At 59.1% G+C, this 25,453-nt stretch carries 26 protein-coding genes and 2 tRNA genes; 17 read left to right on the forward strand and 11 right to left on the reverse strand.

All coding sequences use genetic code 11. The features are described from left to right. Positions 1–10: 10 nt before the first annotated feature. Genes KBY02_RS07685 through KBY02_RS07705 form a run of 5 tightly spaced genes read left to right on the forward strand, consistent with a single transcriptional unit; the run spans position 11 to position 5,933 of the window. Entirely contained in the window at positions 11–844 is an 834-nt protein-coding gene (locus KBY02_RS07685; protein ID WP_003347187.1) for a carbohydrate ABC transporter permease, read from the forward strand. A gap of 30 nt (positions 845–874) precedes the next feature. Beyond that, positions 875–1,981, forward strand: coding sequence for an ABC transporter ATP-binding protein (locus KBY02_RS07690; RefSeq protein ID WP_058398582.1), 1,107 nt, complete (start codon positions 875–877; stop codon positions 1,979–1,981). A gap of 17 nt (positions 1,982–1,998) precedes the next feature. After that, on the forward strand, positions 1,999–3,480 hold the full coding sequence (locus KBY02_RS07695; RefSeq protein WP_225650118.1) for a mannitol dehydrogenase family protein: 1,482 nt from the start codon (positions 1,999–2,001) through the stop codon (positions 3,478–3,480). A gap of 10 nt (positions 3,481–3,490) precedes the next feature. Beyond that, the gene (xylB, locus tag KBY02_RS07700; protein ID WP_225650120.1) at positions 3,491–4,972 is read left to right on the forward strand and encodes a xylulokinase; all 1,482 of its coding nucleotides are present in this window, start codon (positions 3,491–3,493) and stop codon (positions 4,970–4,972) included. A 22-nt stretch (positions 4,973–4,994) separates the two neighbouring features. Continuing rightward, positions 4,995–5,933, forward strand: a complete 939-nt coding sequence (locus KBY02_RS07705; protein ID WP_024641981.1) for a carbohydrate kinase family protein — start codon at positions 4,995–4,997, stop codon at positions 5,931–5,933. Between the two features lie 84 nt (positions 5,934–6,017). Here the strand turns inward: KBY02_RS07705 and KBY02_RS07710 are convergent, their stop codons facing one another. Both KBY02_RS07710 and KBY02_RS07715 read right to left on the reverse strand, forming a co-directional pair. Continuing rightward, positions 6,018–6,572 carry a hypothetical protein gene (locus KBY02_RS07710; RefSeq protein ID WP_003369324.1) on the reverse strand — a complete coding sequence of 185 codons (555 nt, stop codon included), beginning with the start codon at positions 6,570–6,572 and terminating at the stop codon, positions 6,018–6,020. A 168-nt stretch (positions 6,573–6,740) separates the two neighbouring features. Then, on the reverse strand, positions 6,741–9,650 hold the full coding sequence (locus tag KBY02_RS07715) for an EAL domain-containing protein (RefSeq protein WP_225650122.1): 2,910 nt from the start codon (positions 9,648–9,650) through the stop codon (positions 6,741–6,743). 244 nt (positions 9,651–9,894) lie between these two features. Here KBY02_RS07715 and KBY02_RS07720 point away from each other — a divergent pair, with 244 nt between their 5' ends. The 3 genes from KBY02_RS07720 to KBY02_RS07730 all read left to right on the forward strand — a co-directional run bounded on the left by KBY02_RS07720 (position 9,895) and on the right by KBY02_RS07730 (position 12,824). Then, the gene (locus KBY02_RS07720; protein ID WP_024641983.1) at positions 9,895–10,971 is read left to right on the forward strand and encodes an NAD(P)-dependent alcohol dehydrogenase; all 1,077 of its coding nucleotides are present in this window, start codon (positions 9,895–9,897) and stop codon (positions 10,969–10,971) included. A gap of 303 nt (positions 10,972–11,274) precedes the next feature. Next, positions 11,275–11,673, forward strand: a complete 399-nt coding sequence (locus KBY02_RS07725) for an NUDIX hydrolase (RefSeq protein ID WP_024641984.1) — start codon at positions 11,275–11,277, stop codon at positions 11,671–11,673. Positions 11,674–11,762: 89 nt separating this feature from the next. Next, positions 11,763–12,824 carry an SDR family oxidoreductase gene (locus tag KBY02_RS07730; protein WP_024641985.1) on the forward strand — a complete coding sequence of 354 codons (1,062 nt, stop codon included), beginning with the start codon at positions 11,763–11,765 and terminating at the stop codon, positions 12,822–12,824. Between the two features lie 135 nt (positions 12,825–12,959). Here the strand turns inward: KBY02_RS07730 and KBY02_RS07735 are convergent. Beyond that, a tRNA-Val gene (locus KBY02_RS07735) sits at positions 12,960–13,036 on the reverse strand. 273 nt (positions 13,037–13,309) lie between these two features. On the opposite strand from KBY02_RS07735, the gene KBY02_RS07740 reads away from it, so the two are divergent. Continuing rightward, positions 13,310–13,534 carry a hypothetical protein gene (locus tag KBY02_RS07740; protein ID WP_024651457.1) on the forward strand — a complete coding sequence of 75 codons (225 nt, stop codon included), beginning with the start codon at positions 13,310–13,312 and terminating at the stop codon, positions 13,532–13,534. A gap of 47 nt (positions 13,535–13,581) precedes the next feature. Then, positions 13,582–14,091, forward strand: coding sequence for a GNAT family N-acetyltransferase (locus KBY02_RS07745; protein WP_225650127.1), 510 nt, complete (start codon positions 13,582–13,584; stop codon positions 14,089–14,091). A 68-nt stretch (positions 14,092–14,159) separates the two neighbouring features. On the opposite strand, the gene KBY02_RS07750 is transcribed toward KBY02_RS07745, so the two are convergent. Further along, positions 14,160–14,236: transfer RNA gene (locus KBY02_RS07750), tRNA-Val, on the reverse strand. A 182-nt stretch (positions 14,237–14,418) separates the two neighbouring features. Between KBY02_RS07750 and KBY02_RS07755 the strand changes: the two genes are divergently transcribed. Further along, positions 14,419–15,702 (forward strand): NAD(P)/FAD-dependent oxidoreductase, encoded by a 1,284-nt coding sequence (locus KBY02_RS07755; protein WP_225650129.1) that lies wholly within the window; start codon positions 14,419–14,421, stop codon positions 15,700–15,702. A gap of 59 nt (positions 15,703–15,761) precedes the next feature. On the opposite strand, the gene KBY02_RS07760 is transcribed toward KBY02_RS07755, so the two are convergent. Continuing rightward, a complete protein-coding gene (locus KBY02_RS07760; protein ID WP_057457478.1) occupies positions 15,762–16,457 on the reverse strand; it encodes a hypothetical protein in 696 nt (231 codons plus the stop codon). Positions 16,458–16,676: 219 nt separating this feature from the next. Between KBY02_RS07760 and KBY02_RS07765 the strand changes: the two genes are divergently transcribed. Continuing rightward, a complete protein-coding gene (locus KBY02_RS07765; RefSeq protein WP_024651461.1) occupies positions 16,677–16,859 on the forward strand; it encodes a hypothetical protein in 183 nt (60 codons plus the stop codon). A 119-nt stretch (positions 16,860–16,978) separates the two neighbouring features. On the opposite strand, the gene KBY02_RS07770 is transcribed toward KBY02_RS07765, so the two are convergent. Both KBY02_RS07770 and KBY02_RS07775 read right to left on the reverse strand, forming a co-directional pair. After that, entirely contained in the window at positions 16,979–17,737 is a 759-nt protein-coding gene (locus KBY02_RS07770; RefSeq protein ID WP_225650131.1) for a TerC family protein, read from the reverse strand. A 34-nt stretch (positions 17,738–17,771) separates the two neighbouring features. Further along, positions 17,772–18,014, reverse strand: a complete 243-nt coding sequence (locus KBY02_RS07775; RefSeq protein WP_225650132.1) for a hypothetical protein — start codon at positions 18,012–18,014, stop codon at positions 17,772–17,774. Positions 18,015–18,144: 130 nt separating this feature from the next. Here KBY02_RS07775 and nhaR point away from each other — a divergent pair, with 130 nt between their 5' ends. Next, positions 18,145–19,047: a transcriptional activator NhaR gene (nhaR, locus tag KBY02_RS07780; protein WP_003405479.1), complete on the forward strand. Its 903-nt coding sequence runs from the start codon at positions 18,145–18,147 to the stop codon at positions 19,045–19,047. On the opposite strand, the gene KBY02_RS07785 is transcribed toward nhaR, so the two are convergent. Both KBY02_RS07785 and KBY02_RS07790 read right to left on the reverse strand, forming a co-directional pair. Next, positions 19,044–20,198 (reverse strand): MFS transporter, encoded by a 1,155-nt coding sequence (locus tag KBY02_RS07785; RefSeq protein WP_116886502.1) that lies wholly within the window; start codon positions 20,196–20,198, stop codon positions 19,044–19,046. The two genes, nhaR and KBY02_RS07785, sit on opposite strands and share 4 nt — an antisense overlap. Before the next feature lie 283 nt (positions 20,199–20,481). Continuing rightward, on the reverse strand, positions 20,482–20,991 hold the full coding sequence (locus KBY02_RS07790) for a DUF1993 family protein (RefSeq protein ID WP_003405482.1): 510 nt from the start codon (positions 20,989–20,991) through the stop codon (positions 20,482–20,484). A gap of 154 nt (positions 20,992–21,145) precedes the next feature. Here KBY02_RS07790 and KBY02_RS07795 point away from each other — a divergent pair, with 154 nt between their 5' ends. After that, positions 21,146–21,832: a YceH family protein gene (locus tag KBY02_RS07795; protein WP_096135601.1), complete on the forward strand. Its 687-nt coding sequence runs from the start codon at positions 21,146–21,148 to the stop codon at positions 21,830–21,832. A gap of 3 nt (positions 21,833–21,835) precedes the next feature. On the opposite strand, the gene KBY02_RS07800 is transcribed toward KBY02_RS07795, so the two are convergent. Beyond that, positions 21,836–22,651 (reverse strand): shikimate 5-dehydrogenase, encoded by an 816-nt coding sequence (locus tag KBY02_RS07800; RefSeq protein ID WP_225650144.1) that lies wholly within the window; start codon positions 22,649–22,651, stop codon positions 21,836–21,838. Between the two features lie 211 nt (positions 22,652–22,862). Here KBY02_RS07800 and KBY02_RS07805 point away from each other — a divergent pair, with 211 nt between their 5' ends. Together KBY02_RS07805 and KBY02_RS07810 are read left to right on the forward strand one after the other, a co-directional pair. Continuing rightward, positions 22,863–23,219 (forward strand): hypothetical protein, encoded by a 357-nt coding sequence (locus tag KBY02_RS07805; RefSeq protein WP_003410180.1) that lies wholly within the window; start codon positions 22,863–22,865, stop codon positions 23,217–23,219. Between the two features lie 172 nt (positions 23,220–23,391). Continuing rightward, positions 23,392–23,574 carry a hypothetical protein gene (locus KBY02_RS07810; RefSeq protein WP_003405489.1) on the forward strand — a complete coding sequence of 61 codons (183 nt, stop codon included), beginning with the start codon at positions 23,392–23,394 and terminating at the stop codon, positions 23,572–23,574. A 95-nt stretch (positions 23,575–23,669) separates the two neighbouring features. On the opposite strand, the gene KBY02_RS07815 is transcribed toward KBY02_RS07810, so the two are convergent. Further along, a complete protein-coding gene (locus KBY02_RS07815) occupies positions 23,670–24,230 on the reverse strand; it encodes a hypothetical protein (RefSeq protein ID WP_003405490.1) in 561 nt (186 codons plus the stop codon). A 268-nt stretch (positions 24,231–24,498) separates the two neighbouring features. Between KBY02_RS07815 and pbpG the strand changes: the two genes are divergently transcribed. Further along, positions 24,499–25,434 carry a D-alanyl-D-alanine endopeptidase gene (pbpG, locus tag KBY02_RS07820; protein WP_032611021.1) on the forward strand — a complete coding sequence of 312 codons (936 nt, stop codon included), beginning with the start codon at positions 24,499–24,501 and terminating at the stop codon, positions 25,432–25,434. Positions 25,435–25,453: the final 19 nt, after the last annotated feature.

The following is a 25,453-nucleotide window of genomic DNA, read 5'->3' on the forward strand; positions in this document are numbered from 1 at the left end:
GGACCTTGCCATGATGACCCTCAAACAATCACGCCGTCTGCAAAGCCTGCTGCTCGGGGCCCTGTCCTGGATCATCGCTGCGCTGGTGTTCTTTCCGATCTTCTGGATGGTCCTGACCAGCTTCAAGACCGAGATCGATGCGTTCGCGACACCGCCACAGCTGTTCTTCACGCCGACGCTGGAAAACTACCTGCATATTCAGGAGCGCAGCGATTACTTCCATTTTGCCTGGAACTCGGTGCTGATTTCCTTCAGCGCCACGGTGCTGGCCATGCTGATCGCGATTCCTGCGGCGTATTCCATGGCGTTTTTCGAGACCAAGCGCACCAAGAGCACACTGCTGTGGATGCTCTCGACCAAGATGCTGCCGCCGGTGGGCGTGCTGATGCCGATCTATCTGCTGGCCAAGACCTTTGGCCTGCTCGATTCGCGGCTGGCGCTGATCATCATCTATACGCTGATCAACCTGCCGATCGTGGTCTGGATGATTTACACCTACTTCAAGGATATCCCCGGCGAGATCCTCGAGGCCTCACGGCTGGACGGGGCCAGCACCCGTCAGGAGATCTTTCGCGTGCTGATGCCGATCTGCAAGGGCGGCCTGGCTTCCACCGCGTTGCTGTCGCTGATCCTGTGCTGGAACGAAGCATTCTGGTCGCTGAACCTCACCTCGTCCGCCGCAGCGCCGTTGACTGCCTTGATCGCTTCCTACTCCAGCCCTGAAGGGTTGTTCTGGGCCAAGCTGTCAGCGGTCTCGACCCTGGCCTGTGCACCCATTCTGATTTTCGGCTGGATCAGTCAGAAACAACTGGTTCGCGGCCTGTCGTTCGGCGCTGTCAAATAGCCCGGCCCAAAGAACAAGAAGGAGTCCAACATGGCTAACCTGAGCATCCGCAATCTGCAAAAAGGCTTTGACGGTCACCAGATCATCAAGGGTATCGACCTGGAGGTGAAAGACCGCGAGTTCGTGGTCTTCGTCGGGCCTTCGGGCTGCGGCAAATCCACCCTGCTGCGGCTGATCGCCGGGCTTGAAGAAGTGACGTCGGGAACCATCGAGCTCGATGGCCGGGACATCACTCAGGTCACGCCGGCCAAGCGCGACTTGGCCATGGTGTTCCAGACCTATGCGCTGTATCCGCACATGACCGTCGGCAAGAACCTGTCGTTCGCGCTGGACCTGGCGGGCGGTGACAAGGCCGAGATCAAGAAGAAGGTCGATGAAGCCGCACGTATTCTGGAGCTCGGACCGCTGCTGGAGCGCAAGCCCAAACAACTGTCCGGCGGGCAACGCCAGCGTGTCGCGATTGGCCGGGCCATCGTGCGCAACCCGAAGATTTTCCTGTTCGACGAACCGCTGTCCAACCTCGACGCCGCGCTGCGCGTGCAGACCCGCCTGGAATTGTCGCGCCTGCACAAGGAGTTGCAGGCCACGATGATCTACGTGACGCATGATCAGGTGGAAGCCATGACGTTGGCCGACAAGGTCGTCGTCCTCAATGGCGGCAAGGTCGAGCAGGTCGGCTCGCCGCTCGAGCTGTACCACCACCCGGCCAACCTGTTCGTTGCCGGCTTTCTCGGCACGCCGAAGATGGGCTTCCTCAAGGGCACGATCAGCCGGGTGGACAGCGCCATCTGCGAAGTCGAGCTGGATGCCGGAACGCGCATCAGCCTGCCGGTCAATGGCGCAGGACAGAGCGTCGGCGCTGCGGTAACGCTGGGCATTCGCCCGGAACACCTGAACCTTGCCCAGGGCGATGATTGCCAGTTGCAGGTGGTTGCCGACGTCAGCGAACGTCTTGGCAGTGACACCTACTGTCACGTGCGTACCCGCTCGGGCGAAGCGCTGACCATGCGTATTCGTGGCGATCTGGCCAGCCAGTATGGCGAGACGCTGAACCTGCATCTCGACAGTGCCCAATGCCACCTGTTCGACGCTCAAGGTCTGGTGATAGCCAAAGCCTTGCAGACTGCCGCAGCCTGAGTTCCGGAGAGCCCGTCATGAAACTGAACAAAAATAATCTGTCCCGACTGGACGCCGACATTGCCCTGCCCGCCTACACCGTCGAGAGCACTCGCCAGGGCATTGCCCACATCGGCGTCGGCGGCTTCCACCGGGCGCATCAGGCGTTTTATACCGATGCGCTGATGAACAGCGGCGAAGGCTTTGAATGGAGCATCTGCGGCGTGGGCCTGCGTCCTGAAGACAAGGCCGTGCGCGATGCACTGGCACAACAGGACTACCTGTACACGCTCTATGAACTGGGTGACACGCCTGACACCAAAACCCGCATCATCGCCTCGATCAGCGGCATGCTATTGGCCGACGACAGCCCGCAGGCGCTGATCGACAAACTGGCCAGCCCGGACATCCGCATCGTCTCGCTGACCATCACCGAAGGTGGTTACTGCATCGATGACAGCAACGGGCAGTTCATGGCCCATCTGCCGCAGATTCAGCACGACCTGGCAAACCCGGATCAGCCAACGACGGTCTTCGGCTTCCTCTGCGCCGCACTGGCCCGCCGCCGGGCGCAAGGTACGCCAGCCTTCACCCTGATGTCCTGCGATAACCTGCCACACAACGGCGCGGTCACTCGCAAGGCATTGCTGGCATTTGCCACGTTGCGCGATGCCGATCTGCACGACTGGATCAAGGAAAACGTCAGCTTTCCCAACGCGATGGTGGATCGCATCACGCCAATGACCAGCGCAGCCCACCGGCTGCAACTGGCGGATGACAAACACATCGACGACGCCTGGCCGGTGGTCTGCGAACCATTCGTGCAGTGGGTGCTGGAAGACAAGTTCGTCAATGGTCGCCCGGCGTGGGAAAAAGTCGGCGTGCAGTTCACCGATGACGTGACGCCCTATGAAGAGATGAAGATCAAACTGCTTAACGGCAGTCATCTGGCATTGACCTACCTGGGCTTCCTGAAAGGTTATCGTTTTGTCCACGAAACCATGAATGACCCGCTGTTCGTGAGCTATATCCGCACTTATATGGACCTGGACGTGACCCCGCAACTGGCGTCGGTGCCAGGTATTGATCTGGAAGGTTACAAGGACACCTTGATCGAGCGCTTTTCCAACCAGGCAATTGCCGACCAGCTGGAACGGGTCTGCTCGGACGGATCGTCGAAATTTCCCAAGTTCACCATTCCGACGATCAATCGTCTGATCGTCGATCAGGGCAATCTCGAACGCGCTTCGCTGGTGGTCGCTGCATGGGCGCTGTATCTGAAGGGTGTCGACGAAAACGGCACGACCTACACCATTCCTGACCCGCGTGCCGGGTTCTGTCAGGCGCTGGTGGCTGATGACACGCTTATTACTCAGCGCTTGTTGGCAGTGGAAGAAATCTTTGGCTCGGCCATTCCGAAATCCGCAGCATTTGTGGCGGCCTTCGAGCAGAACCTCAATGATCTCCGCACACTGGGTGTGAGTGGCACACTGGAAAAACTTTTGGCCGCCAAGGCCTGAGGGAATTCCCATGTTTCTTGGAATCGATTGCGGGACCCAGGGCACCAAGGTGCTGGTGCTCGACACCGAAAGCGGCACCGTGCTGGGCGAAGGCTCGGCGCCGCACAGCCTGATCAGCGACCATAACGGACGCCGTGAACAGGACGTGCAGCAATGGCTGGACGCGCTGCAACAGGCGACCCGCGAGGCACTGGCAGCGTCGGGCGTTTCCGGTCAGCAGATTCAGGGCATCGGGGTCTCAGGCCAGCAACATGGCCTGGTGCTGCTCGATGCTCAAGGCCAGGTACTGCGCCCGGCCAAACTGTGGTGCGATACCGAGTCGGCACCGGAAAACCAGCGCCTGCTGGACTTTCTGGGCGGCGCGCAGGGTTCGCTGCAACGCCTTGGCCTGGTCATCGCCCCAGGCTATACCGTGTCGAAACTGTTGTGGACCAAGGAGCAATACCCGGATCTGTTCGAGCGGATCGACAAGGTGCTGCTGCCCCACGACTACCTCAACTATTGGCTGACCGGCCGCTGCTGCACCGAGTTTGGCGACGCATCGGGCACCGGTTACTTCAACGTGCGCACTCGCGAGTGGGACCTGCCGTTGCTCGCGCACATCGACCCGAGCGGTCGCCTGGGCAAGGCACTTCCACAGCTGTTGCACGCCCACGAACCGGTGGGCGCACTGCGTGCTGAGGTCGCCCGGCTGCTGGGCCTGGACCCTGACGCGCTGGTCTCCAGTGGCGGCGGCGACAACATGATGGGCGCGATCGGCACAGGCAATATCCAGCCGGGGCTGATCACCATGAGCCTGGGCTCTTCGGGCACCGTGTATGCCTACGGCGATGAGGCGCGGGTCAGTGAGCATGAGTCGGTCGCGACGTTCTGCTCATCCTCCGGCGGCTGGTTGCCGCTGATCTGCACGATGAACCTGACCAACGCGACGACTGCCATTCGCGAGTTGTTCGCCCTCGACATCGGCGGCTTCAACCAGGTGGTCGCCCAGGCGCCGATCGGTGCCGAAGGCGTACTGATGCTGCCCTTTCTGAACGGCGAACGCGTGCCCGCCCTGCCCGACGCTACCGGCAGCATCGTCGGGCTGGACAGCACCAATCTGACTCAGGCCAACTTGTGCCGTGCGGTAGTCGAAGGCACTACCTTCGGCCTCCGCTACGGGCTCGACCTGTTGCGCGACAGCGGTATCAAAAGCGAAAAGATCCGTCTGATCGGCGGTGGCTCCAAAAGTGCCGTGTGGCGGCAGATCGTGGCCGACATCATGAACACACCGGTGATCTGCACCGACCACTCGGAAGCCGCCGCGCTGGGCGCCGCCATTCAAGCGGCCTGGTGCTGGTCGCGCGCCAACGGCAAAGCTCAGGACCTGCAGCAACTGTGTGAACGCTGTGTGAGTCTCGATCAGAGCAGTGAGACGCATCCTGTGGTGCATAATGTGGCCGCCTACCAGCAGGTCTATCAGGGTTATCAGGCGCAATTGCGCAAGGTTTGAAGCGTTTTTTCATGGAGCACTTATGTTTCTGGTTTGTGGCGAAGCACTGTTCGATATTTTTACCCGCGCGGATGACAGCGGTTCCCTGAACAGATTGGGGTTCGATGCGATTGCCGGCGGCTCTCCGTTCAACGTTGCCATCGGCCTGCGCCGTCTGGGTGTAGAAGCGAGCTTCCTTGCCGGGCTGTCCACCGATTACCTGGGCCGCCGTCTGCGCGCCGTGCTGGAAAAGGAAACGGTCAATACCGATCACCTGATCGACTTCGACGCGCCTACCACACTGGCCATGGTCGCCGTGGGCAGCGATGGATCGCCAACTTACAGCTTTCGAGGCGAAGGCTGCGCAGACCGTCAGTTGCGCCTGGAACACCTCCCGGAACTCGACGGGCAGGTACGCGGCATTCACGTCGGCTCGTTTTCCCTGGTGGTGCAGCCGATTGCCGACACGCTGCTGGCGCTGGTAGCCCGTGAAAGCAGCACACGCCTGATCTCGCTGGACCCCAACGTGCGCCTCAACCCGGCACCGGACATTCAGCGCTGGCGCAGCCAGGTCGCAGCGTTCGCCGAGCATGCGCACCTGATCAAGGTCAGCGACGAAGACCTGCACCTGCTGTACCCGGACAGCGATCCACAAAAGATCGCCGAAGGCTGGCTCGGCAAGCGGACGCAACTGGTCATCGTTACCCGCGGCACGCAAGGCGCCAGCGTCTTCACCCGCCAGCACGGCACCTGGTCGGTGCCGGCAAGAACCGTGGTCACCGCCGATACCGTCGGGGCCGGGGATACGTTTCAGGCGGCGCTGCTGACCTTCCTCAGCGAACGCCAACTGGACACGCCAGAGGGCCTGGCAACACTGTCACGGGAATTGCTGGATGAGATGCTGAGTTTCGCCGTCGGCGCGGCCGCGCTGACCTGCACGAAGGTCGGGCCGGATTTGCCGTACAGACATCAATTGGGGTGACAGGGCTGAAATCCAATGAATATCGTGCCAATGCAGAGCATCGGCACGACGGTCATCATGGTCTGAGCGGCTTTTTTCGAGCCTTCAAGCCACCATACCGGCCTTGATCCCTCTGATGCGGGTGTTGATGTCATCCGCAACATCGTTCTGCTTGTCCTTGAGCGCGTCCTGAACCTTCTGGTCAATCGCCAGCTGGTCCTGTGGCGCCATGGCGTCATAGTCTTTCTGGGTGATGCCCGTCAGCTTTTCGCGCACTTTCTCTTCGGCTGTCTGCTTCAGAGAGTCCATGAATTTCTGTTGTACCGAATCCGTCGATGCCGTGTCAGTGGTGCTGGTGGTGCCAGCCACTGAACCGATGACACCGTTGTCACGGTCAGCCGTCTTTTCCGACAGTGACGTATCACCGGCGGACTTCAGGTTGATCATCATCCGTGCAAAGGATTCGTTGTAACCGCTGTTGTCCTGCTTGCTGTCTTGCGATGTCGAACTGCTGGTCTGCGCGGTAACCGGTGCCGAACCTGATGTCAGGCCAGCGGCAGCGACCGAGCTGAAGGCGTCCTGGGACACCTCATCCACGGTCTTGCGCCCGACAACAGCCCGGGAAACAAGCTGCTCAAGCGCACTCGTGCCAATAATCATCTCTCACCTCCTGATGAACCTGTTGCCCAGGTTTACCAGCAAGTCCAGTGCCAACTGCCGCATAAAGTCATAATCCGTTGATTTTTAATGATTAAATAAAAATCAGGTCTATCGAGCGCGTCAAAGAACGGATACAACCTGCCGTCTGCGGCAAGCACTGGCCGAGCGTCAGCCTGCTGCAAGACCGGTGTTGATATCCAACAGCTCAATCGGCAGCGGCTCGGAGAAGTAGTAGCCCTGCGCCTGCGTGGCGCCGATCTCGCGCAGCAACTCAAGCGTTTCTCGATCCTCGACCCCTTCGGCAACCACGGTCAGATCGAGGGATTCGGCCATGCGCACAATGGCACGCACAATGGCGCGGCTGCGCACACTGGAGGTCAAGCCAAAGATAAACGACTTGTCGATTTTCAAACCGCTGAAATGGTACTGGTGCACGTAGCTGAGCGAAGAGAAGCCCGCGCCGAAATCGTCGAGCATGACCGACATGCCGTGCTCGGCCAGGAGCTTCATCGACAGACGTGCCTGCTCGGGATCGGCCACCAGTGCGCCTTCGGTGAGTTCCAGACACAGACGTTCAGGCGCAACATTCTGCTCGGCAAGCAGTGCCAGTACTTCTGCGGCGAACGCCGGACGGGTGATGCTGTAGCTCGAACAGTTCACGTGCACGGGCGGCCAATGACTGTTCTCGGGTTGCGCCAGAATGGAAACCACACGCCTGAGCATGTACAGGTCCAGACGGCCAATCAGGCGCAGCCCCTCGAGCGCAGGCAGAAAGCTCTCTGGCCCGACGATGCGTCCATCCGGCATGCGCCAGCGGATCAGCGCCTCGAACGCCAGCAACTTTCCACTGTTGACGCAGATCACCGGCTGAAAATAGGGAATCAACTGATCCGTACGTTTCAGCGCCGTGCGCAACGCACCTTCCTGCTCGACCTGATCCGACACCTCGCGGCGCAACGCCTGATTGAACACCGCAAAGCTGTCCCGCCCACCGTTCTTGACCCGGTACATGGCAGTATCGGCATCGCGCAGCAGGTCGGCCGGTTCCTGATGGAAGCAGCTGTCGGCGCCCACCACACCGATACTGCAGGAAGAGAAAACCGTGTGATCATCGATCACGAACGGCTGCTCGAATGCGGTCAGTATTCGCTGAGCGATCTCCGTGCCGGTCTGCAACGGCGTGTCGATGCTCAACACGGCGAACTCGTCACCGCCCAGCCGCGCCAGCAGGTCCCTTTCGCGCATGCAACTGCGCAGGCGTTCAGCGGCCTGCACCAGAAGGATGTCGCCACAGTGATGACCAAGGCTGTCATTAATCATCTTGAAGCGATCCAGATCGATGAACATGACGATCACTTGCTGGCCATTGCGGCAGAAGTCCTGCCAGGCCTGCCTCAGGCGATGTTGCAAATGGCTGCGATTGGGCAGCCCGGTCAGTGAGTCATGGGAGTTTTCGTGCTGCAGCCTGGCGTTGGCCTTATCCAGCTCCCGGGTCCTGTCTCGAACCCTGGCTTCAAGCAGAACATTGGCGGTGTGGATTGCTTCTGCCGCGCTGCGCCGGGACAGCGCCGTGTCGATGTGACGAGAAACGAAGGTCAGCAGCTCCTGATCGCGCAAGGTATAGCTGACGTCTCTGGAATAGCTCTGCACCACCAGCACGCCGCGCACCTGCCCACCTTCGAACAGCGGAATGCCCAGCCAGGAATAAGAACGGCCGGAATCTCGCTGCAACTCGATTTCGCCAAGGCGTTCCAGTCTGCGGGCGTCGTCATAATCGATCAGGCACGGTCGCCGCTGACCTATCACATACTCGGTAAACCCCCGCTGCCCGCGTCGTGAGCGCGGCGGCGTGGGCTTGAACTTGTCAATGTAGTACGGAAAGGTCACTTCGCCTGTCGTACTGTCGTAAAGCGCGATGTAGAAATTGAGCGCCACCAGCAGCTCGCCGACGATCATGTGCAGGCTGCGGAAAAGCTCGTTCATGTCACCGGGCTGACTGGAAAGCTCGGCAATCTGGAACAGGGCATTCTGCAGATGCTCGGCGCGCTCGCGATCCCTGACTTCCTGACGCAACGCGTCGTTGGCTGCAGAAAGCTGCTGCGTGCGCAGGGCCACCACCTGCTCCAGGTCAGTGCGGTGCAACTGCCGGTCCAGTGCCATGGCCACATGGCGCGACACCACGGCGAACAACGCACGATCCTGGGCACTGTAGACACGAGACACGTCATAAACCTGCATCGCGACCATGCCAAAGACGTCGTCCGATGCATTTTTCAAAGGCGCGCCCATCCAGAACTCGGGTAGACGTCCAACGCAGTAAAACCGGTTTTCGGCTTTGGCCAGTTCGATGCAGGCGGCATCGAGAAACAACGGCTGCCCGCTGCTCAAGACATACCCGGTGAGCGACATCCGGTCAGCGTCGATAAACTCGAACGTCTCATGTGCCATCGCTTCGTCATCGAAGCGGTCAATGTAATAAGGGTAGGTGATCTTGCCGCTTTGCCGGTCATACAGCGCAACGTAGAAGTTTTCGGCATCGATCAGGGTCCCGAGTTGCTCATGAATGCCTTGCAGAAAAGCGCCGCGGTCCAGCGTAGTACTGGCCAGCAAGCTGATTTCGTACAGAACGCGCTGAGTGTTCTGCGCGCGGATCAACGCCGCGGTCTGCAACAGCGAGCCCAGCCTGACAGCCAGATCCAACAGCAAGGGGTGGTCTTTTTCAGCCATCGGTGCCAACACCCAACCCAGCACGCCCTCGCCCTGCCCCGCGACCCGGCAATGCAGCTGCAACTGAGTGCAATACGCCTCGAAATCTTCAGCAGCGATGTGTGTCGGCCAGACAACGCATTCGTCGCCCTGCCCGAGCAGGCATTTCAGTTCACCAGCGGCGTATGCAGCCCAGGCAATGGCTCCTGTCTGCTGCCTTGCGGCGTTGATCAGTGCTTCGATGGAGGCGTGACAGGAGAATCGGTCGCGGGTGGCTGGCAACGCGCTGCCGGGAGCAATTGAGGTGCAAGCTACGCTTGGGCAAAGGCCCGTGGCCAGAAGTGAGACTGTCATGGAAACACCCAGATGCATGAGCCGACGGCGGTCATCCCTAAAACCATGACCAAAGATTACAAGCGTGACAGGGCATTGTTGCAAAGTTCATACCTTTTTGGCAGACCCTTCGGCTTCCCGATGGCGCTTGTGTGACGCAGGGCACTACATGGCTGCCCATGGGTCAGATTCAGGTGCATTGCCAGACAGCAAGGTCAATGAGCGAGGCTCGGCTATGCTGTCGTACGGCGTTACACTTATCCCCATTGAACAGGTGACAGTAATGGTCAAGACATACAGCTACGCAGCGCAATCGGCTCAGGACACACTCAAGCCCCATCAATTCGAACGTCGCTCGCCCGGCGCTGACGATGTTCAGATCGACATCCTGTACTGCGGCGTGTGCCACTCCGATCTGCATACTGCGCGCAATGAGTGGCACAACACACTCTATCCTTCTGTTCCGGGTCACGAAATCGTCGGCCGGGTCACGGCGGTCGGCTCCGACGTCAAGCAATTCAAGGTCGGCGACCTGGCTGGCGTCGGCTGCATGGTCGACAGCTGCCAGCAATGTGCATCGTGCGCCGAGGGCGACGAGCAATATTGCGAGAGCGGCTTCACCGGCACCTACAATGGACCGGTATTTGGCGGAGAGAACACATTCGGCGGCTACTCCGACAAGATAGTGGTCAAGGAAAAGTTCGTCTTGCGCATCTCACATGATGCCAACCTGGCCGCCGTCGCGCCGCTGTTGTGCGCAGGTATCACCACCTATTCCCCCTTGCGCCACTGGAAGGTCGGCCCCGGCAAGAAAGTCGGCATTGTCGGGCTTGGCGGCCTCGGCCACATGGGCGTCAAGATCGCCCACGCCATGGGCGCCCATGTGGTGTTGTTCACGACCTCCCCCGACAAGCGCGAAGATGGCTTGCGTCTGGGCGCCGACGAAGTGGTCGTATCCAGGGACGCGGGACAGATGGCCGCTCAGGCCAACAGCCTGGACTTTATCCTCAACACGGTCGCAGCGCCGCATGACCTGGACGCCTTCCTGTCTCTTCTCAAACGCGACGGCACCATGACACTGGTTGGCGCGCCGGCAGAACCGCATCCGTCACCCGCAGTGTTCAACCTGATCTTCAAGCGTCGCAGCCTGGCCGGCTCGTTGATCGGAGGCATTCAGGAAACCCAGGAAATGCTGGACTTCTGCGCCGAGCACGGCATCGTTTCCGACATTGAAGTGATCGCCATGCAGGACATCAACGAGGCTTACGAGCGGATGCTCAAGGGCGACGTCAAGTATCGCTTCGTCATCGACATGGACAGCCTCAAGCAGGAGGCGGCTGCCGACTCGAATGCTGCCTGATGCGCACCTGGCAGCCATGGACGGCTGCGCTTCGACATGCCGTACGTCGCCCCCGGTGAACCGATCGCCATCAATCGCCCACTGATGTCCATACTCTGGTTGCAGGACTCTCATTGCAGGCATCGGTAACCCGCCTGCTGCGCGCCCCGCTCTGGCCGCTTCCCTTTACGGCCAGAGCGGCCCGCCCTCCGAAATGAACTATTTATTACATTTTGGTGACTACTACTGACTGTCTTTGAGTCTCAAGTTCACGCACTCCTTGCAGATACTCATGTCAACGGACGTTCAACAGGTGAATGGATTATGAAACAACGAGCGACAGTCATCTGCAAACGTGACGGCCAGGTCCTCTACGTGCGCAAACCGAAATCCCGCTGGGCGTTGCCCGGCGGCAAGATAGAAGCGGGTGAAACGCCCTTCCAGGCCGCAGTGCGTGAACTGTGCGAGGAAACCGGGCTTACTGACCTTAACCTTCTGTACCTTGATGTGTATGAGAAGGATCAGGTGACCCACTACGTTTTCACCACCCAGGTTCCAGCCTCCAGCGATCCATCGCCGCAGAACGAAATTGCCGCCTGCAAATGGCTTGCGCCGCAGAAACTTGACGACCTGAAGGCCAGCAGTGCGACCAAGACCATCGTCAAGTCGTATGCCAATCAGCCAGAAGACGTCTCCGGCTCCCGGAGCCACGTCACAGGGTAATCGGAACAATAAGGTTGAACGGTATGGCCTGATTCGGTTCTGAGACAGCAGACGGTTCATTACTTTCTTCCCCGTCTCAGGAGACCCCTATGACTCAGACCGCCCTGGTTGTTGGCGCAAGTGGCATTGTCGGCAGCGCAATCACGCAGTTGTTACTGGAAAACGATTGGCAGGTTGCCGCCCTCTCCCGTAGCCCGTCAGCGCGGCCCGGTGTAATCCCGGTAGCTGCAGACCTGCAGAACCCGGATTCCGTGCGTGCGGCTCTGGCTGATGTAAAGCCCACCCACGTTTTCATCACCACATGGTCGCGTCAGGCCACTGAAGCAGAAAACATCCGCGTCAATGCTGCGATGGTGCGCAACGTGCTGGACGCTGTGCGGCCCGCTGGCAGTGTCAAGCATGTTGCGCTGGTGACCGGCCTCAAGCATTACCTCGGCCCGTTCGAAGCATATGGCAAAGGCACCCTGCCGCAAACGCCGTTCAGGGAATCGCAGGCGCGCCTGGATATCGAGAACTTCTACTACGCCCAGGAAGACGAAGTCTTCGCTGCCGCCGAAAAGGATGGCTTTACCTGGAGCGTCCATCGCCCGCACACCGTGACCGGTGTCGCCGTCGGCAACGCGATGAACATGGCGACGACCCTGGCCGTTTACGCCTCGATCTGTAAAGCCACCGGCCGACCTTTCGTGTTCCCGGGTTCACGCGTGCAGTGGGACAGCCTGACCGACATGACCGATGCGCGTCAGCTGGCCCGCCAGCAACTGTGGGCTGCGACCACACCTGCAGCGGCCAATCAGGCGTTCAACATCACCAACGGCGATGTGTTCCGCTGGAGCTGGATGTGGGGACAGATCGCCGAATACTTCGGCTTGCAACCAGCCGATTTCCCGAGCGAGCCTGCCCCGCTGGAAACGCAGATGGCCAACGATCAAGCAATCTGGGATGACATTGTCCGCGAGCATCAGCTCAAGGAAAGTGACATCAACCGCCTGATTTCGCCATGGCACAGCGATGCCGACCTTGGCCGCCCGATCGAGGTGGTCACCGACATGTCGAAAAGCCGCAAACTGGGTTTCACGGCATTTCAGGCCAGTGACGACGCGTTCTTCGACGTGTTTGAAAAGCTGCGCCGTGACCGCCTGATCCCCTGAGGCTGCTTGCCCTCTTGTGCCAATGCTCGCGTTGGCACAAGAGCTGGCACTTGCTACAGCTAAGGCAAGCACAACAAAAAAGGGTCAACCTCTCGGTTGACCCTTTTTTTACCGCCCAGCAGAGCGGATTTTGTTTGGTAGGCGCGATTGGACTCGAACCAACGACCCCCACCATGTCAAGGTGGTGCTCTAACCAACTGAGCTACGTGCCTGCTGTGGGTCGGCATTCTACGGATATTCGATTGCCTGTCAAACGCTTTTTTGCAGTAACTCGCTGAATACGTGAAATTTTTAAGGCTCCTGTCACTGATCACGTGCCATCGGATTCCTTTCGTCTTTCCAGCACGCTGATCGAGCGGCCTTCTTGTGTTCACGCACCTTTCGAAACCTTACCTAGCACATTTACCAGTATCACTCATCATCCGGCCGCAATAGCCTTGCTAGCGTCATAGGCGTCGAACTATGCGTTACTCAGGAGAAAAATCATGGACGATGAAGTGTCCGCACTGGTGGTTGATAACGGCTCAGGCTCGGTTCAGAGCAACAATGAAAGCAAATCAGCCTCCGCAGACGGGGCCGCTATCACGAATCGCTATGCAAGAGTGGGAAGTGACGGGATCGTCATTATCATTAAAAACATCCCAGGCCCGCCCCCGACGCCTGACTGGAAACCGTGCAAGGCCGACACTAAAGAGGGCTTAAAGTACTGACACATGAGCATTGTCGATGACAGCGTCCAATCTACTCAGAGCGCCTGTTGATTCGCGTTGCAAAGCCAGGTGACGGCATCGTGTTTAATCAGGCTGTTGCCGAATCGGCCGAGCATTTGCAGAAATGGCTGGCCTGGGCAACGCCGACTCCTGGTATCGATCAGTCCGAACTGATCTGCCGCCATGCCTACGCCCGGTTCCTCCTGAATGAGGATCTCAGGGCTCTTCTCTTTCTGAAAAACAACGGCGCATTAGTAGGAAGCAGCGGCTTGCATAATGCCAACTGGCAGTTGCGAAGCTTTGAAGTAGGCTATTGGGGCAGAACTCAATACCTTGGCGCCGGCTTGATAAGTGAGGGCGTTGCAGCATTGGTCAGCTATGCGCTGGACAACTTGATGGCTAATCGCGTGTTTCTGACAATGGATGAAAGAAACCTGGCGAGCCAGAGACTCGCCGAGCGGGTCGGTTTTGAGTACGAAGGCACACTTAGACAGGATCGGATGAGTATTCAGGGAGGATTGCGCAACACGCGCGTCTACTCGATCATTGGCAACTGACAGCAAAACAAAAAGGGCCAGCCTCTCGGCTGACCCTTTTCTTACCGCCCAGCAGAGCGGATTTTGTCTGGTAGGCGCGATTGGACTCGAACCAACGACCCCCACCATGTCAAGGTGGTGCTCTAACCAACTGAGCTACGTGCCTGCTGTGGGTCGGCATTCTACGGATATGCGAATACCTGTCAATCTGTTTTTTTGCTAACCCTATGAAATACAGCGTTTTTTGCCAATCAACAGGCAACGGCCCTTTTTGCCTGCTGCTGGCAGAGCTTTTACATCTCGGGTACGATTGCCGCCATCGTCAAGAATATTAAACGGAGTCTCAGGATGGCAAACACGCCCTACCCGCAGTCCTATTACGCGGCTTCAGCCAATGCTGCCCCGGAACGTCCCGTGCTGCAGGGCGAAGTCGAAACTGACGTGTGTGTCATCGGAGCCGGTTACACAGGCTTGTCCAGCGCTCTGTTTCTGCTGGAAAACGGATTTCGGGTCACTATGCTGGAAGCGGCGAAGGTCGGGTTTGGCGCATCGGGGCGTAATGGCGGGCAGATAGTCAACAGCTACAGCCGCGACATCGATGTCATCGAGCGAACCGTGGGGCCACGCCAGGCGCAATTGCTCGGGCAGATGGCCTTCGAAGGCGCATCGATCATTCGGGATCGGGTTTCCCGTTACGGCATTCAGTGCGACCTGAAAGATGGCGGTGTATTCGCAGCGCTGACCAGCAAGCAGCTGGCGCATCTCGAGGCCCAGCAGCGGCTCTGGGAGCGCTACGGGCATACCGGCCTCGAGCTGATGGACAAGCGCCGGATCAATGAAGTTGTGGCCTGTGATCAGTACATCGGCGGGTTGCTGGACATGACCGGTGGGCATATTCATCCCCTCAACCTGGCGCTGGGTGAAGCCGCCGCTGTCGAGACGCTGGGTGGCACCCTCTATGAGCAATCAGCGGCCATTCGTATCGAGCGCGGGGCAAATCCTGTGGTGCATACGGCGCAAGGCAGGGTCCGGGCCAAGTTCATTATCGTGGCCGGCAATGCCTACCTGGGCAATCTGGTCCCGGAGCTGGCGGCCAAGTCGATGCCGTGCGGCACTCAGGTGATCACCACCGAGCCGTTGAGCGATGAACTGGCCAAGACACTCCTGCCGCAGGACTACTGCGTCGAGGACTGTAATTATCTGCTCGATTACTACCGTCTCAGCGCCGACAAACGCCTGATATTCGGTGGCGGCGTGGTGTATGGCGCACGAGATCCGGCCAACATCGAAGCCATTATTCGCCCGAAGATGCTCAAGGCATTCCCACAACTCAAGGACGTGAAGATCGACTACGCGTGGACCGGCAATTTCCTGCTGACCCTGTCTCGCCTGCCGCAGGTTGGCAGGCTGGGCGACAACATCTATTACTCGCAGGGTTGCAGCGGGCATGGCGTGACGTACACGCACCTGGCCGGCAAAGTGCTGGCCGAAGCCCTGCGCGGGCAGGCCGAACGCTTCGATGCATTCGCCGACCTGCCTCATTACCCGTTCCCCGGCGGGCAGATGCTACGCACCCCGCTGACTGCGCTGGGCGCGTGGTATTACAGCCTGCGTGACCGACTCGGTTTCTAAGCTCGCTGAACGTAAAACGGCACCTTCTCGGTGCCGTTTTTGTTCCTGCCGCGTTGAGTTCATTTAACGCCGCGTGCCAGCGTTCTTTTCGCCTCGCCCGCCGCTTGTTCCTGTCCTGATGTCGATAATGCTTCGGCCGCCTGCAACCAGCGCTGCGCATCGACGCTGGCTGGCAACTGCCGGGGCGACTGGATCAGCACCGCCCAACTGCCCGCGTCTTTCCAGGCCGACGCAAAGCTGCTGAAACTCATTGAATAGCGACGGTCCATGCCTGCGTTGAGCAGCACGGTCTCCTTGATGCGGTTGTAACCGATCAGCACCGCATAACGTGGCCCTTTCCACAGTACAGAGCCCTGGGCAAAACGCAGCATCACCGGATAGCCCGCCGAGACCTGAGTCAGCAGGTCCTGTAACTGGCCATCAAGCGGGTACACCATGAAACCGTACTCACGCGCGACCTTCTGCATGTTCTGCTCGAGCCGGTCCTCGGCACCCGGCAATTGCAGCGGCTTGTCGAGCAAACCAGGCGTCGTCTGCACCTGCTGGTTGGCCAGCATGCTTGCCAGCACCATCGGCCCGCTTTGATAGGCATTACCCCGGAAGAACGGCACCGAAGTTAGCTCGACCCGGTCAGGAAGGCGCTTCATCTCCGGCGTAACCATCGATGAACAACCGGTAAGGCCAATCAGCATGGCCCCGATCAGCCATGAACGCAGTGCACCGGAAGTACCGGTAAAGAAAGAAACCGACAGCATGTTCACCCACTTCAACTGTTGTCGGGCAACCCGCGACCCGACCTGAGCACCGATGATAGAGCTGACCGGGTCTCGGGGATAGCCGCGCGCGGCTCCCAGCCCAACGGAATGGCGAAAATAATTCATAGCCCGATGCCACTGGTCAATTAACCGAAACATGCCCCGTACTAGACTGTCAGTTATCAAGACCGCAACAAAAGCAGGAATGTGGAGGCACTTATGAGCCTGGAATTGACAATAGTGATGCTGATCGCTTCGTGGCTTGCCGTCGCCAGCGCGATGCTGTGGGGGGTGATGCGTATATCCCGTCGCCATCATCAGCCGCGCAGCGTCGAGCCGCGTGCGGTACAACCGGCTGTACTTGCAAAACACATCAAGGCCCCCGCTGTCGCCGCAAACTGATTTACAGAGTATGAGCAGCGCTTAGCTGATCTGCCCTCCTCTGCGTATTTGCCCGCACCTTGAATGCAAAAGGTCGACCCTGTTGCCAGGGCCGACCTTTTCTACCGCTTCGCCAGTTATCAGTGCGTGGACACCTGGGTACCGGCTTTCTTGCGTCTTGCCCTGCGTACCAGCATGTTCAAGGCTTCAACGGCTGCCGAGAAAGCCATGGCCGCGTAGATGTACCCCTTGGGCACATGGGCGCCGAAACCTTCGGCGATCAGTGTCATACCGATCATGATCAGGAAGCCCAGCGCCAGCATGACCACCGTCGGGTTGTCGTTGATGAATTTCGCCAGCGGGTTGGCTGCAACAAGCATCACCACGACAGCAGAGATTACCGCGATGACCATGATCGGCAGGTGTTCGGTCATGCCCACGGCAGTGATGATACTGTCGATGGAGAACACCAGGTCCAGCATCAGGATCTGTACGATCGCCGCGCTCATGCTCAACATCACCACCGAACCCAGGGCTTTCTCCTCCTCGGTCTTGATGTCCATGCTGTGGTGAATTTCCGTTGTTGCCTTCCACACCAGGAACAGACCACCGGCAATCAGGATCATGTCCTTCCATGAGAACGCCTGGCCGAATACCTCGAAAACCGGTTCTGTCAGCTGCACGATGTACGCAACGGTACTGAGCAGACCCAGGCGCATCACCAGCGCCATGCCGATACCCAGCTTGCGAGCCTTCTCGCGCTGTTGTTCAGGCAGCTTGTTGGTGAGAATCGAGATGAAAATCAGGTTATCGATGCCCAGTACGACTTCCATCACCACCAGTGTCGCCAGCGCGATCCAGGCTGCCGGACTTGTCGCGAGTTCCAATAGGTATTCCATAGATCACTGCCCTGCCTGCGCCAATAGTTATAAGTCAGATTTCTTTATCAGACGTGTTTTCGGTTTCAGCCGAGTTTGCTGGTGATTCCTGCAACGAAAGTTCCTGCCTGGCGTCGTCCAATGCCTGGGTCGCAGCTTTATGGGTGTCATCGACCACCTGTTTTGCACTGTCAGCTGCGGCGTTCACCACATGCTTGGTGGAAGACTCTAGCTGATCGCACCCTGCCACTACCAGCAGCGAACCGCTCAGTAATACAGCGTAAAGGGCTTTGTTCATGGGCTCCTCGGTTGTGAAGCCGGGCGGCATGTTCAGCCCGGCGTTGGAGCGGATTCTAGACATCTTGAAACATAAGGAAAATTCGATTTTATAAGTCGTATACTTCGGTTTTACCGAATCGGCTGAAATTATGCTCAATTACCGCCAACTCCACTACTTCTGGGTCGTGGCCAAGACCGGCAGCATCGTGCGCGCCTGCGAACAGCTGAATCTGACCGCGCAGACTGTCAGCGGGCAGATCAGCCTGCTCGAGGCGTCGCTTGGGGTCGATCTGTTCCAGCGCGTCGGTCGGCAGCTGGAAATGACCGAAGCAGGCCGCCTCGCCCTGCCCTATGCCGAACAGATGTTTCAGTTGGGCAATGACCTGGAAAACCTGTTGCGCTCACAGCCGGATGAACAGCAATTGCTGTTGCGCATTGGGGTGGCCGACGTCGTGCCCAAGTCCATTGTCTACCGCCTGATTGCCCCGACCATGACGCTGGATGAGTCCATTCGCATCACCTGTCGCGAGGACAAGCTGGAACGACTGCTGGCAGACCTGGCCATCCAGCGTCTGGACCTGGTGATTTCCGACAGCCCCATGCCGCCGCATCTGGACATCAAGGGCTACAGCCAGAAGCTGGGAGAATGCGGGGTCAGTTTTTTCGCCACGCGTGAAATGGCGGAGCGTATCGGGACAAATTTTCCGCAGTGCATGCATGGAGCACCGCTGCTGATTCCGGGTCAGGAGACCGTGGTTCGAGGCAGACTGATGCGCTGGTTTGCCGAACAGGGCATTCAGCCACGCATCATCGGCGAATTCGATGACAGCGCACTGATGAAGGCGTTTGGCAAATCCGGCAGCGGCGTGTTCGTGGCGCCCAGCGTGATCGCCGACGAAGTGCAGAACCAGTATGGCGTACAAGTGATTGGCCATACTGATGCGGTGACCGAATCGTTCTACGCCATCACCGTGGAGCGCAAGGTCAAGCACCCCGGCGTCGTCGCCATTGCCGAAAGTGCTCGGAATCAGCTGTTTACCGATGCTGGCTAAGCCGGGAGCGGCCCCGGATCACGCTTGATCAACAGCAGCGCCAGCACAATCGCCAGCACAATGATGCCCGCAGCGGCAAAACCGACGTTGCCCAGCCCCAGGTGATCAATGACCCTGCCGCCGATCACCGCGCCGATGCCAATGCCGAGGTTGGCACCAGCGATGTTCAGTGACGCCGCGAACGCAGGCGCTTGCGGCGCGGCCTTGATCAACCGCACATGACTGACCAGAAACAAGGCCGCCTGGGTGATACCCCAGACCGCCAGCGCGAGTGGCAAGGCCACCACCGAATGGATGCTCGGCACCACCGCGACCATGCCAACCACCATGAATGCGCAGAACACCAGGCTGGCAATCAACGGATGGCGGTCGACCATGCGCCCGCCCAGCGAGTTGCCCAGCAAGCCGACAGCGCCAAAGCCCATCAGGCACCAGCCCACCAGAGCGCCGTCGAAACCGGCAAGACGCTCGAGCATGTCCGCCAGATAGGTATAGGCCGTGAACATGCCGCTGAACACCAGCACCGAGAGCAGCACGTGCCCCTGCATCATCCGGCTGCGCAAGATGCCGAACTGCTTAAGGATCGATACCGGGTTCTGCCTGGCAGCCGTCTTCGGCAGATAGACCGTCAGCAACAGTGCCTTGGCGAACGCCAGAGCGGCCAGAACCAGAAAGGCCGTGCGCCAGCCGAAGGCATCGGAGATCAGGGTGCCGATGGGAATGCCGAATACCGTGGCGCAAACGATGCCGAAACCGATCCTGGCAATTGCCCGGCCTGCGAACTGCGGACCGACAATGTCCACGGCGGTCTCGCTGGCCAGCGCCCAGAACACCGGTAACCCCAACGCAGGAATCAGCCGGGCGATCCCCATCACGGCGATATTGGGCGCCAGCGCCGCCAGGACATTTGCAAAGCCGAACAGCACCAGGATGCTGACAAACAGGCGCTTGCGCTCGAAGCGCGAAAAATAGGCGGTCAGAAAAGGACCAAAGGCGGCGACGGTAAACGCAAACAGCGTCACCAGCAGACCTGCCTGGGAGACCGTGACATTCAGGTCGCGGGCAACCGCTGGCAAAAGACCGACGATGACGAATTCTGTGGTCAGCACGGTAAACCCGGCGGCTGACAGCAGAAGGATGGGCAACAACATGAATACTCCAGAACAACAACAGAGCCCGCTGCAACAGCGCGGCCTGCGGGAGGGGGATTAAAGTAGCTTGAAGATGACTGTCACGCCAATGTTTCGCACTGGCATGCATTTTGTGAAGCAGTGCCTGCGACGCCTTTGCGCTTGATACCGCGCAAGACTGCAGATGTGTGACGCGCAGCGTCACCCAATGCATGCCAACGCGGAGCATTGGCACGATAGTCAGTTGGCTTTGTGTATAACGCCGGGGGCCGAGACCATCAACCAGGTCTCAGCCCCGCACTGTTTAGAACTTGCCCATGAAATCGCGCTTGCCGATTTCAACGCCGTTATGGCGCAGCAGATCGTAGGCAGTCGTGACGTGAAAGAAGAACTGCGGCAAGGCGTAGCTGAGCAGATAGGCCTGACCGTTCAGGCGTTTTTCCTTTTCAGTGCCGGGGCGCAGGACGATTTCGATGCCTTCCTTGCCGTCGACCTGATCAGGAGTGATGCTGCCGATGAACGCGAGTGTCCTGGCAAGCAGTGCCTGCAACTCGGCAAAGGTGGTTTCGGTGTCATCGTACTGCGGGATCTCGACGCCTGCCAGGCGCGCCGACGCACCCTTGGCAAAATCGACGGCGATCTGCACCTGACGGGTAAACGGCAGCATGTCCGGGAACAGACGCGCCTGCAGCAGGGCTGGTGGCTGGATTTTCTTCTCGGTCGCGTAAGCTTCGGCTTTGGTCAGAACGTCGCTCAGCGCGTTGAGCATTTGCTGAAAGACAGGAATGGAAGCGGCGTACAGGGAAATAGACATGACATATCCTGATTGAGAAAGGCGCAATTATAGACCCACACGACGCCAAACGCCGTGACACTTTTCAGCGCCCCTGCAGATCCGTGCAGCAGACGCTGGCAATAATGTCCGCCACGCCCTACGCTGATCCACCGCCATCACTCAGGGAAGCGTCATGTCCATCGAATCGTCCTCCACCGAATCCTCCCCGAATACCGAGGCGTTACAACTCAACGGCACTGAAGTGCGCATTCTGGGCTGCCTGATCGAAAAACAGGCGACCAACCCGGAAACCTACCCGCTGACCCTCAATGCACTGGTGACGGCCTGCAACCAGAAGACCAGTCGTGACCCGGTCATGAACCTCACCCAGGGTCAGGTCGGCCAGAGCCTGCGTGCCCTGGAAGGCCGCGGTCTGACGCGGCTGGTCATGGGCAGTCGCGCCGATCGCTGGGAGCACAGGGTCGACAAGGGGCTGGAGCTGGTCCCGGCGCAGGTGATACTCACTGGCCTGTTGCTGCTGCGCGGGCCGCAGACCGTCAACGAGCTGCTGACCCGCAGTAACCGCATGCATGATTTCGAGGACAGCGAGCAGGTCATCCACCAGCTGGAACGCCTGATCGCCAGAGGCCTGGCGATGCTCGTGCCGCGCCAGTCGGGCCAGCGCGAAGACCGTTACATGCATCTGCTCGGTGACCCGGAATCGCTGCAGGAACTGCTTGCCGCTCGCCAACAGGCACCGGAGCGACATTCTGCAAGCCCGGCGGCCAACTCGCGTATCGATGAACTGGAGGCACGGGTCGCGGCCCTTGAAGAACGCCTGGCCAGACTGGAACGCGCCCTGCCCGACCTGACGACCTGACGACTAGCCGGCTTTTGCGAAGGCTGCAGCCTGCTGATACTGCTCGTCGGTCGGGCGCACGCCGGTATAGAGCACAAACTGCTCCAGTGCCTGGATCGCCGCCACTTCATCACCACTCACCACACGCTTGCCCAAACGACGTGCAGCCTGGATCAGCGGCGTGTCGGCGGGGGTAGCCACCACATCGAAAACCGTTTCAGCAGCGTCGATGGCTTGCAGGTCAAACGACAGTTCGTCAGCTTGCGCGCCCTGCATGCCTAACGGAGTGACGTTGACCAGCAAGGGGGGTCGCGCACTGCCCAGCTCCGCTTGCCAGCGAAAGCCGCACGCCTCTGCCAGACGCCGGCCGGCCTGCTCGTTGCGGGCCACGATCAGCCCCTCGGTGAAACCCGCATCGCGCAGCGCGAACGCCACTGCCTTGGCCATCCCCCCGCTTCCACGCAGGGCAAACGCGCTGCGCGGCACCGCATGGCTCTCCATCAGTTGAGCGACGGCGATGTAATCGGTGTTGAACGCCTTCAGATGCCCGTCGGTGTTGACGATGGTATTGATCGACTGGATAGCGGCAGCCGAGGCGTCCAGTTCGTCGACCAGTTCGATGCAGGCCTCCTTGAAGGGCATCGAAACTGCGCTGCCACGAATCCCCAGCGAGCGTATGCCGGCCACGGCGGCGGCAAGGTCATTGGGGGCGAAGGTCTTGTAATAGAAGTTCAAGCCTAACTGCTGGTAAAGATGATTATGGAAACGCACACCAAAGTTGCCGGGACGGGCGGCCATGGACATGCACAATAATGTCTCCCTGTTAGCAGTGACGGACATCGGGTGTTTCCTCCAGACGGTAATGGCTTGAATCTTCGATAGAAGCGTATGCTACGCACCAGTGAGCGCGAGGACATACGCGGCACACCTTACATAAAATTTACTCAGCACTTTCGCAGATTCTTACAATTTCGGTGTCATAGTGTTATCCCGTGGCAGTGCTTGAGAGTGATGCAGGCGCGCGACAACGGGTTGAGAGCGAGGAACAGTCATGATTCGTCAAATCCCCAAGATCGCCTTGTTTGTAGGTGCCCTGGCCCTTGCTGGCCAGGCGAATGCTGACCGTGGCTGGGGTGGCCCTGCCGTGGTAGGTGCTATCGTAGGCGCTGCCGTTGTCGGGGCGGCGGTATCTTCAGGCCGCGACAGGACGGTGTACGTCGAGCGCGAGCCGGTTTATGTACAGCAGCAGCCGGTCTACTACGCGCCGCCGCCTGTCTACTACCAGCCGGCCCCGGTTTATCAGGTGGTCGAGCGCTACCCGCCACCGCCACCGCCAGGCTACTACCATCGTTATGGCCCGCCTCCAGGCCCCGGCTATTACTACGGCCCGCCACGCGGTCGCTGGTAACAGAACAAAAAACCCGCCTTTTCAGGCGGGTTTTTCATTGGTGTGCTCACACTATCGGCGGCCAATGCAATGCGCCCAACCCTCGTTGTTATCAATGACCACTATTGAGAGCGTCGATTTCTGACTTGCCCGCTCGCCCTCTACAGTAGCGCCATGGATTGAGGAGGCACGTATGACCAAGGTACACATCATGTCCGTCGTCGGTAGCGCAGTTCCAGCCCCGCTCAGAGAGCGCGGCCTGTTGGCCTGCTGGTACCTGATTCAGGATGGCGAACCCGTCAGCGGCCCGTTTGCGTCATTGCCTGTTGCAGAGGCCCTGTCGCGGCAAATGCAGTGCCAGCCCCTCAACAGCTGACTTCTTCTGCAAACCTCGTGCGTTGCTCCGCACATCCCTTGCCCGCCTCTTTGAAGGCGGGCTTTTTTTGCCACGGAAAAAGCCGGTAACGAGGCTCAGCCGCGCTCGGCCATGGCCGCGTTGACCTGACAGCGATGGGCCAGTTTCTGCAGGCGTTTCTCCAGCGCCATGAACACCACGCGATCGGTACGGCCACTGTCGAGTTCATCGATCAGGTCATTGGCAACCTGACGCAATTCGTAAGCCAGCACCACACGGTCATCGTTCAGGTCATGTTTATGCGACTCGAACAGGCGATGCAGGTAATCCTGCAAAGTGTATTTCAGGCTATGCCGGTCACTGGCGCGCAGATGGGTCAGGTTGAGGCTGATACGGCCCTGCAGTTCGCTCAGCTCGCCGCACAGGTACTGCATGCGCCGCGCGTAGCCCACTTCCCGGTCACGTAGCTGCTTGTGCGCCAGTTCCGCTTCCTGCTTGCGCTGGATGCCCGGTACTGCGACGGCGGCCATCAGCCCGACAATCAGACCGATCGCCTGCATCCAGCCCGCCCAGTCACTTGGACGTGAGGTAAAGCCGACCCCCAGCAGCAGAATGACAATCAATGACGCGATGATCACCAGAACTGCGTAATCCTTGCTGACAAACCCCTTGAGCATTGCATGACTCCTGAATCGGTGACCTGAATGGCATGGAATGCTAATCGGTGCGGGCCTTGCGCACCACGAATATTCAATTGAGAGGCGGTTTTTGGCAGGTTGCAGAGCAGAAAGCGACTTAACGGCAACTTAATGAACGACCGATTGCGTCATTTATTGCGCAAACGCCCACCCCAGCCCATCGACATACGGCAAAGTCTGCTCATAAAATGCAGCGTTTTGACGCGATCCCTTCCATTTACCACCTTTTATCGAGTGAGCCTTGCTCTTGAAAATCCGTCTGTCTCTTTTGGGCCTATTATTTGTACTTACCGGCCCCATGCTTTCTACCCCTACGCTGGCAAACGAACCTGCCGTCCTGAGCCGTGATCCTTCCAACCTGCACCTTGCCTCGGGCAGCGCAATGGTCATCGACCTGCAGACCGACAAGGTGCTGTATTCCAGCAACCCGGATGTGATCGTGCCGATTGCCTCGGTCACCAAGCTGATGACCGCGATGGTCGTGCTGGATGCCAAGCAGCCGATGGACGAAGTCATTCCGGTGAACATTTCCCAGACACCGGAAATGAAAGGTGTTTTCTCCCGCGTTAAACTCGGCAGTGAAATGAACCGCCGGGACATGCTGCTGATCACCCTGATGTCCTCGGAAAACCGCGCGGCGGCCAGCCTGGCGCACAGCTATCCGGGTGGCTATCCGGCGTTCATTCTGGCGATGAACGCCAAGGCCAAGGCGCTGGGCATGAAACACACGGCCTACGTCGAACCCACTGGCCTGTCGGTGTACAACGTGTCGACCGCACGCGACCTCACCAAGCTGGTGATGGCGGCGCGCAAATACCCGCTGCTCAGTGAACTGAGCACCACCGAGCAGAAGACTGTGACGTTCCGCAAACCGACCTACACCCTCGGTTTCAGCAACACTGATCATCTGGTGCGCAAGGACAACTGGGACATCAAGTTGACCAAGACCGGCTTTACCAATCAGGCCGGTCACTGCCTGGTGCTGCTGACCAGCATGGCCAACCGCCCGGTTTCAGTGGTGATTCTCGATGCGTTCGGCAAATACACGCACTTCGCCGATGCCAGCCGCATACGCAAATGGATGGAGACCGGCCAGAGCGGCCCGGCCCCCGAAGTGGCCCTGCAGTACAAGAAGGAAAAGAATCTGGTCATGAGACAGACCGGTATTCAAGCAAGAGACTGAGTCACACAGGCAACGAAAA

This window comes from Pseudomonas sp. P129 (genome assembly GCF_020312195.1).
GTDB lineage: Bacteria > Pseudomonadota > Gammaproteobacteria > Pseudomonadales > Pseudomonadaceae > Aquipseudomonas > Aquipseudomonas fragariae.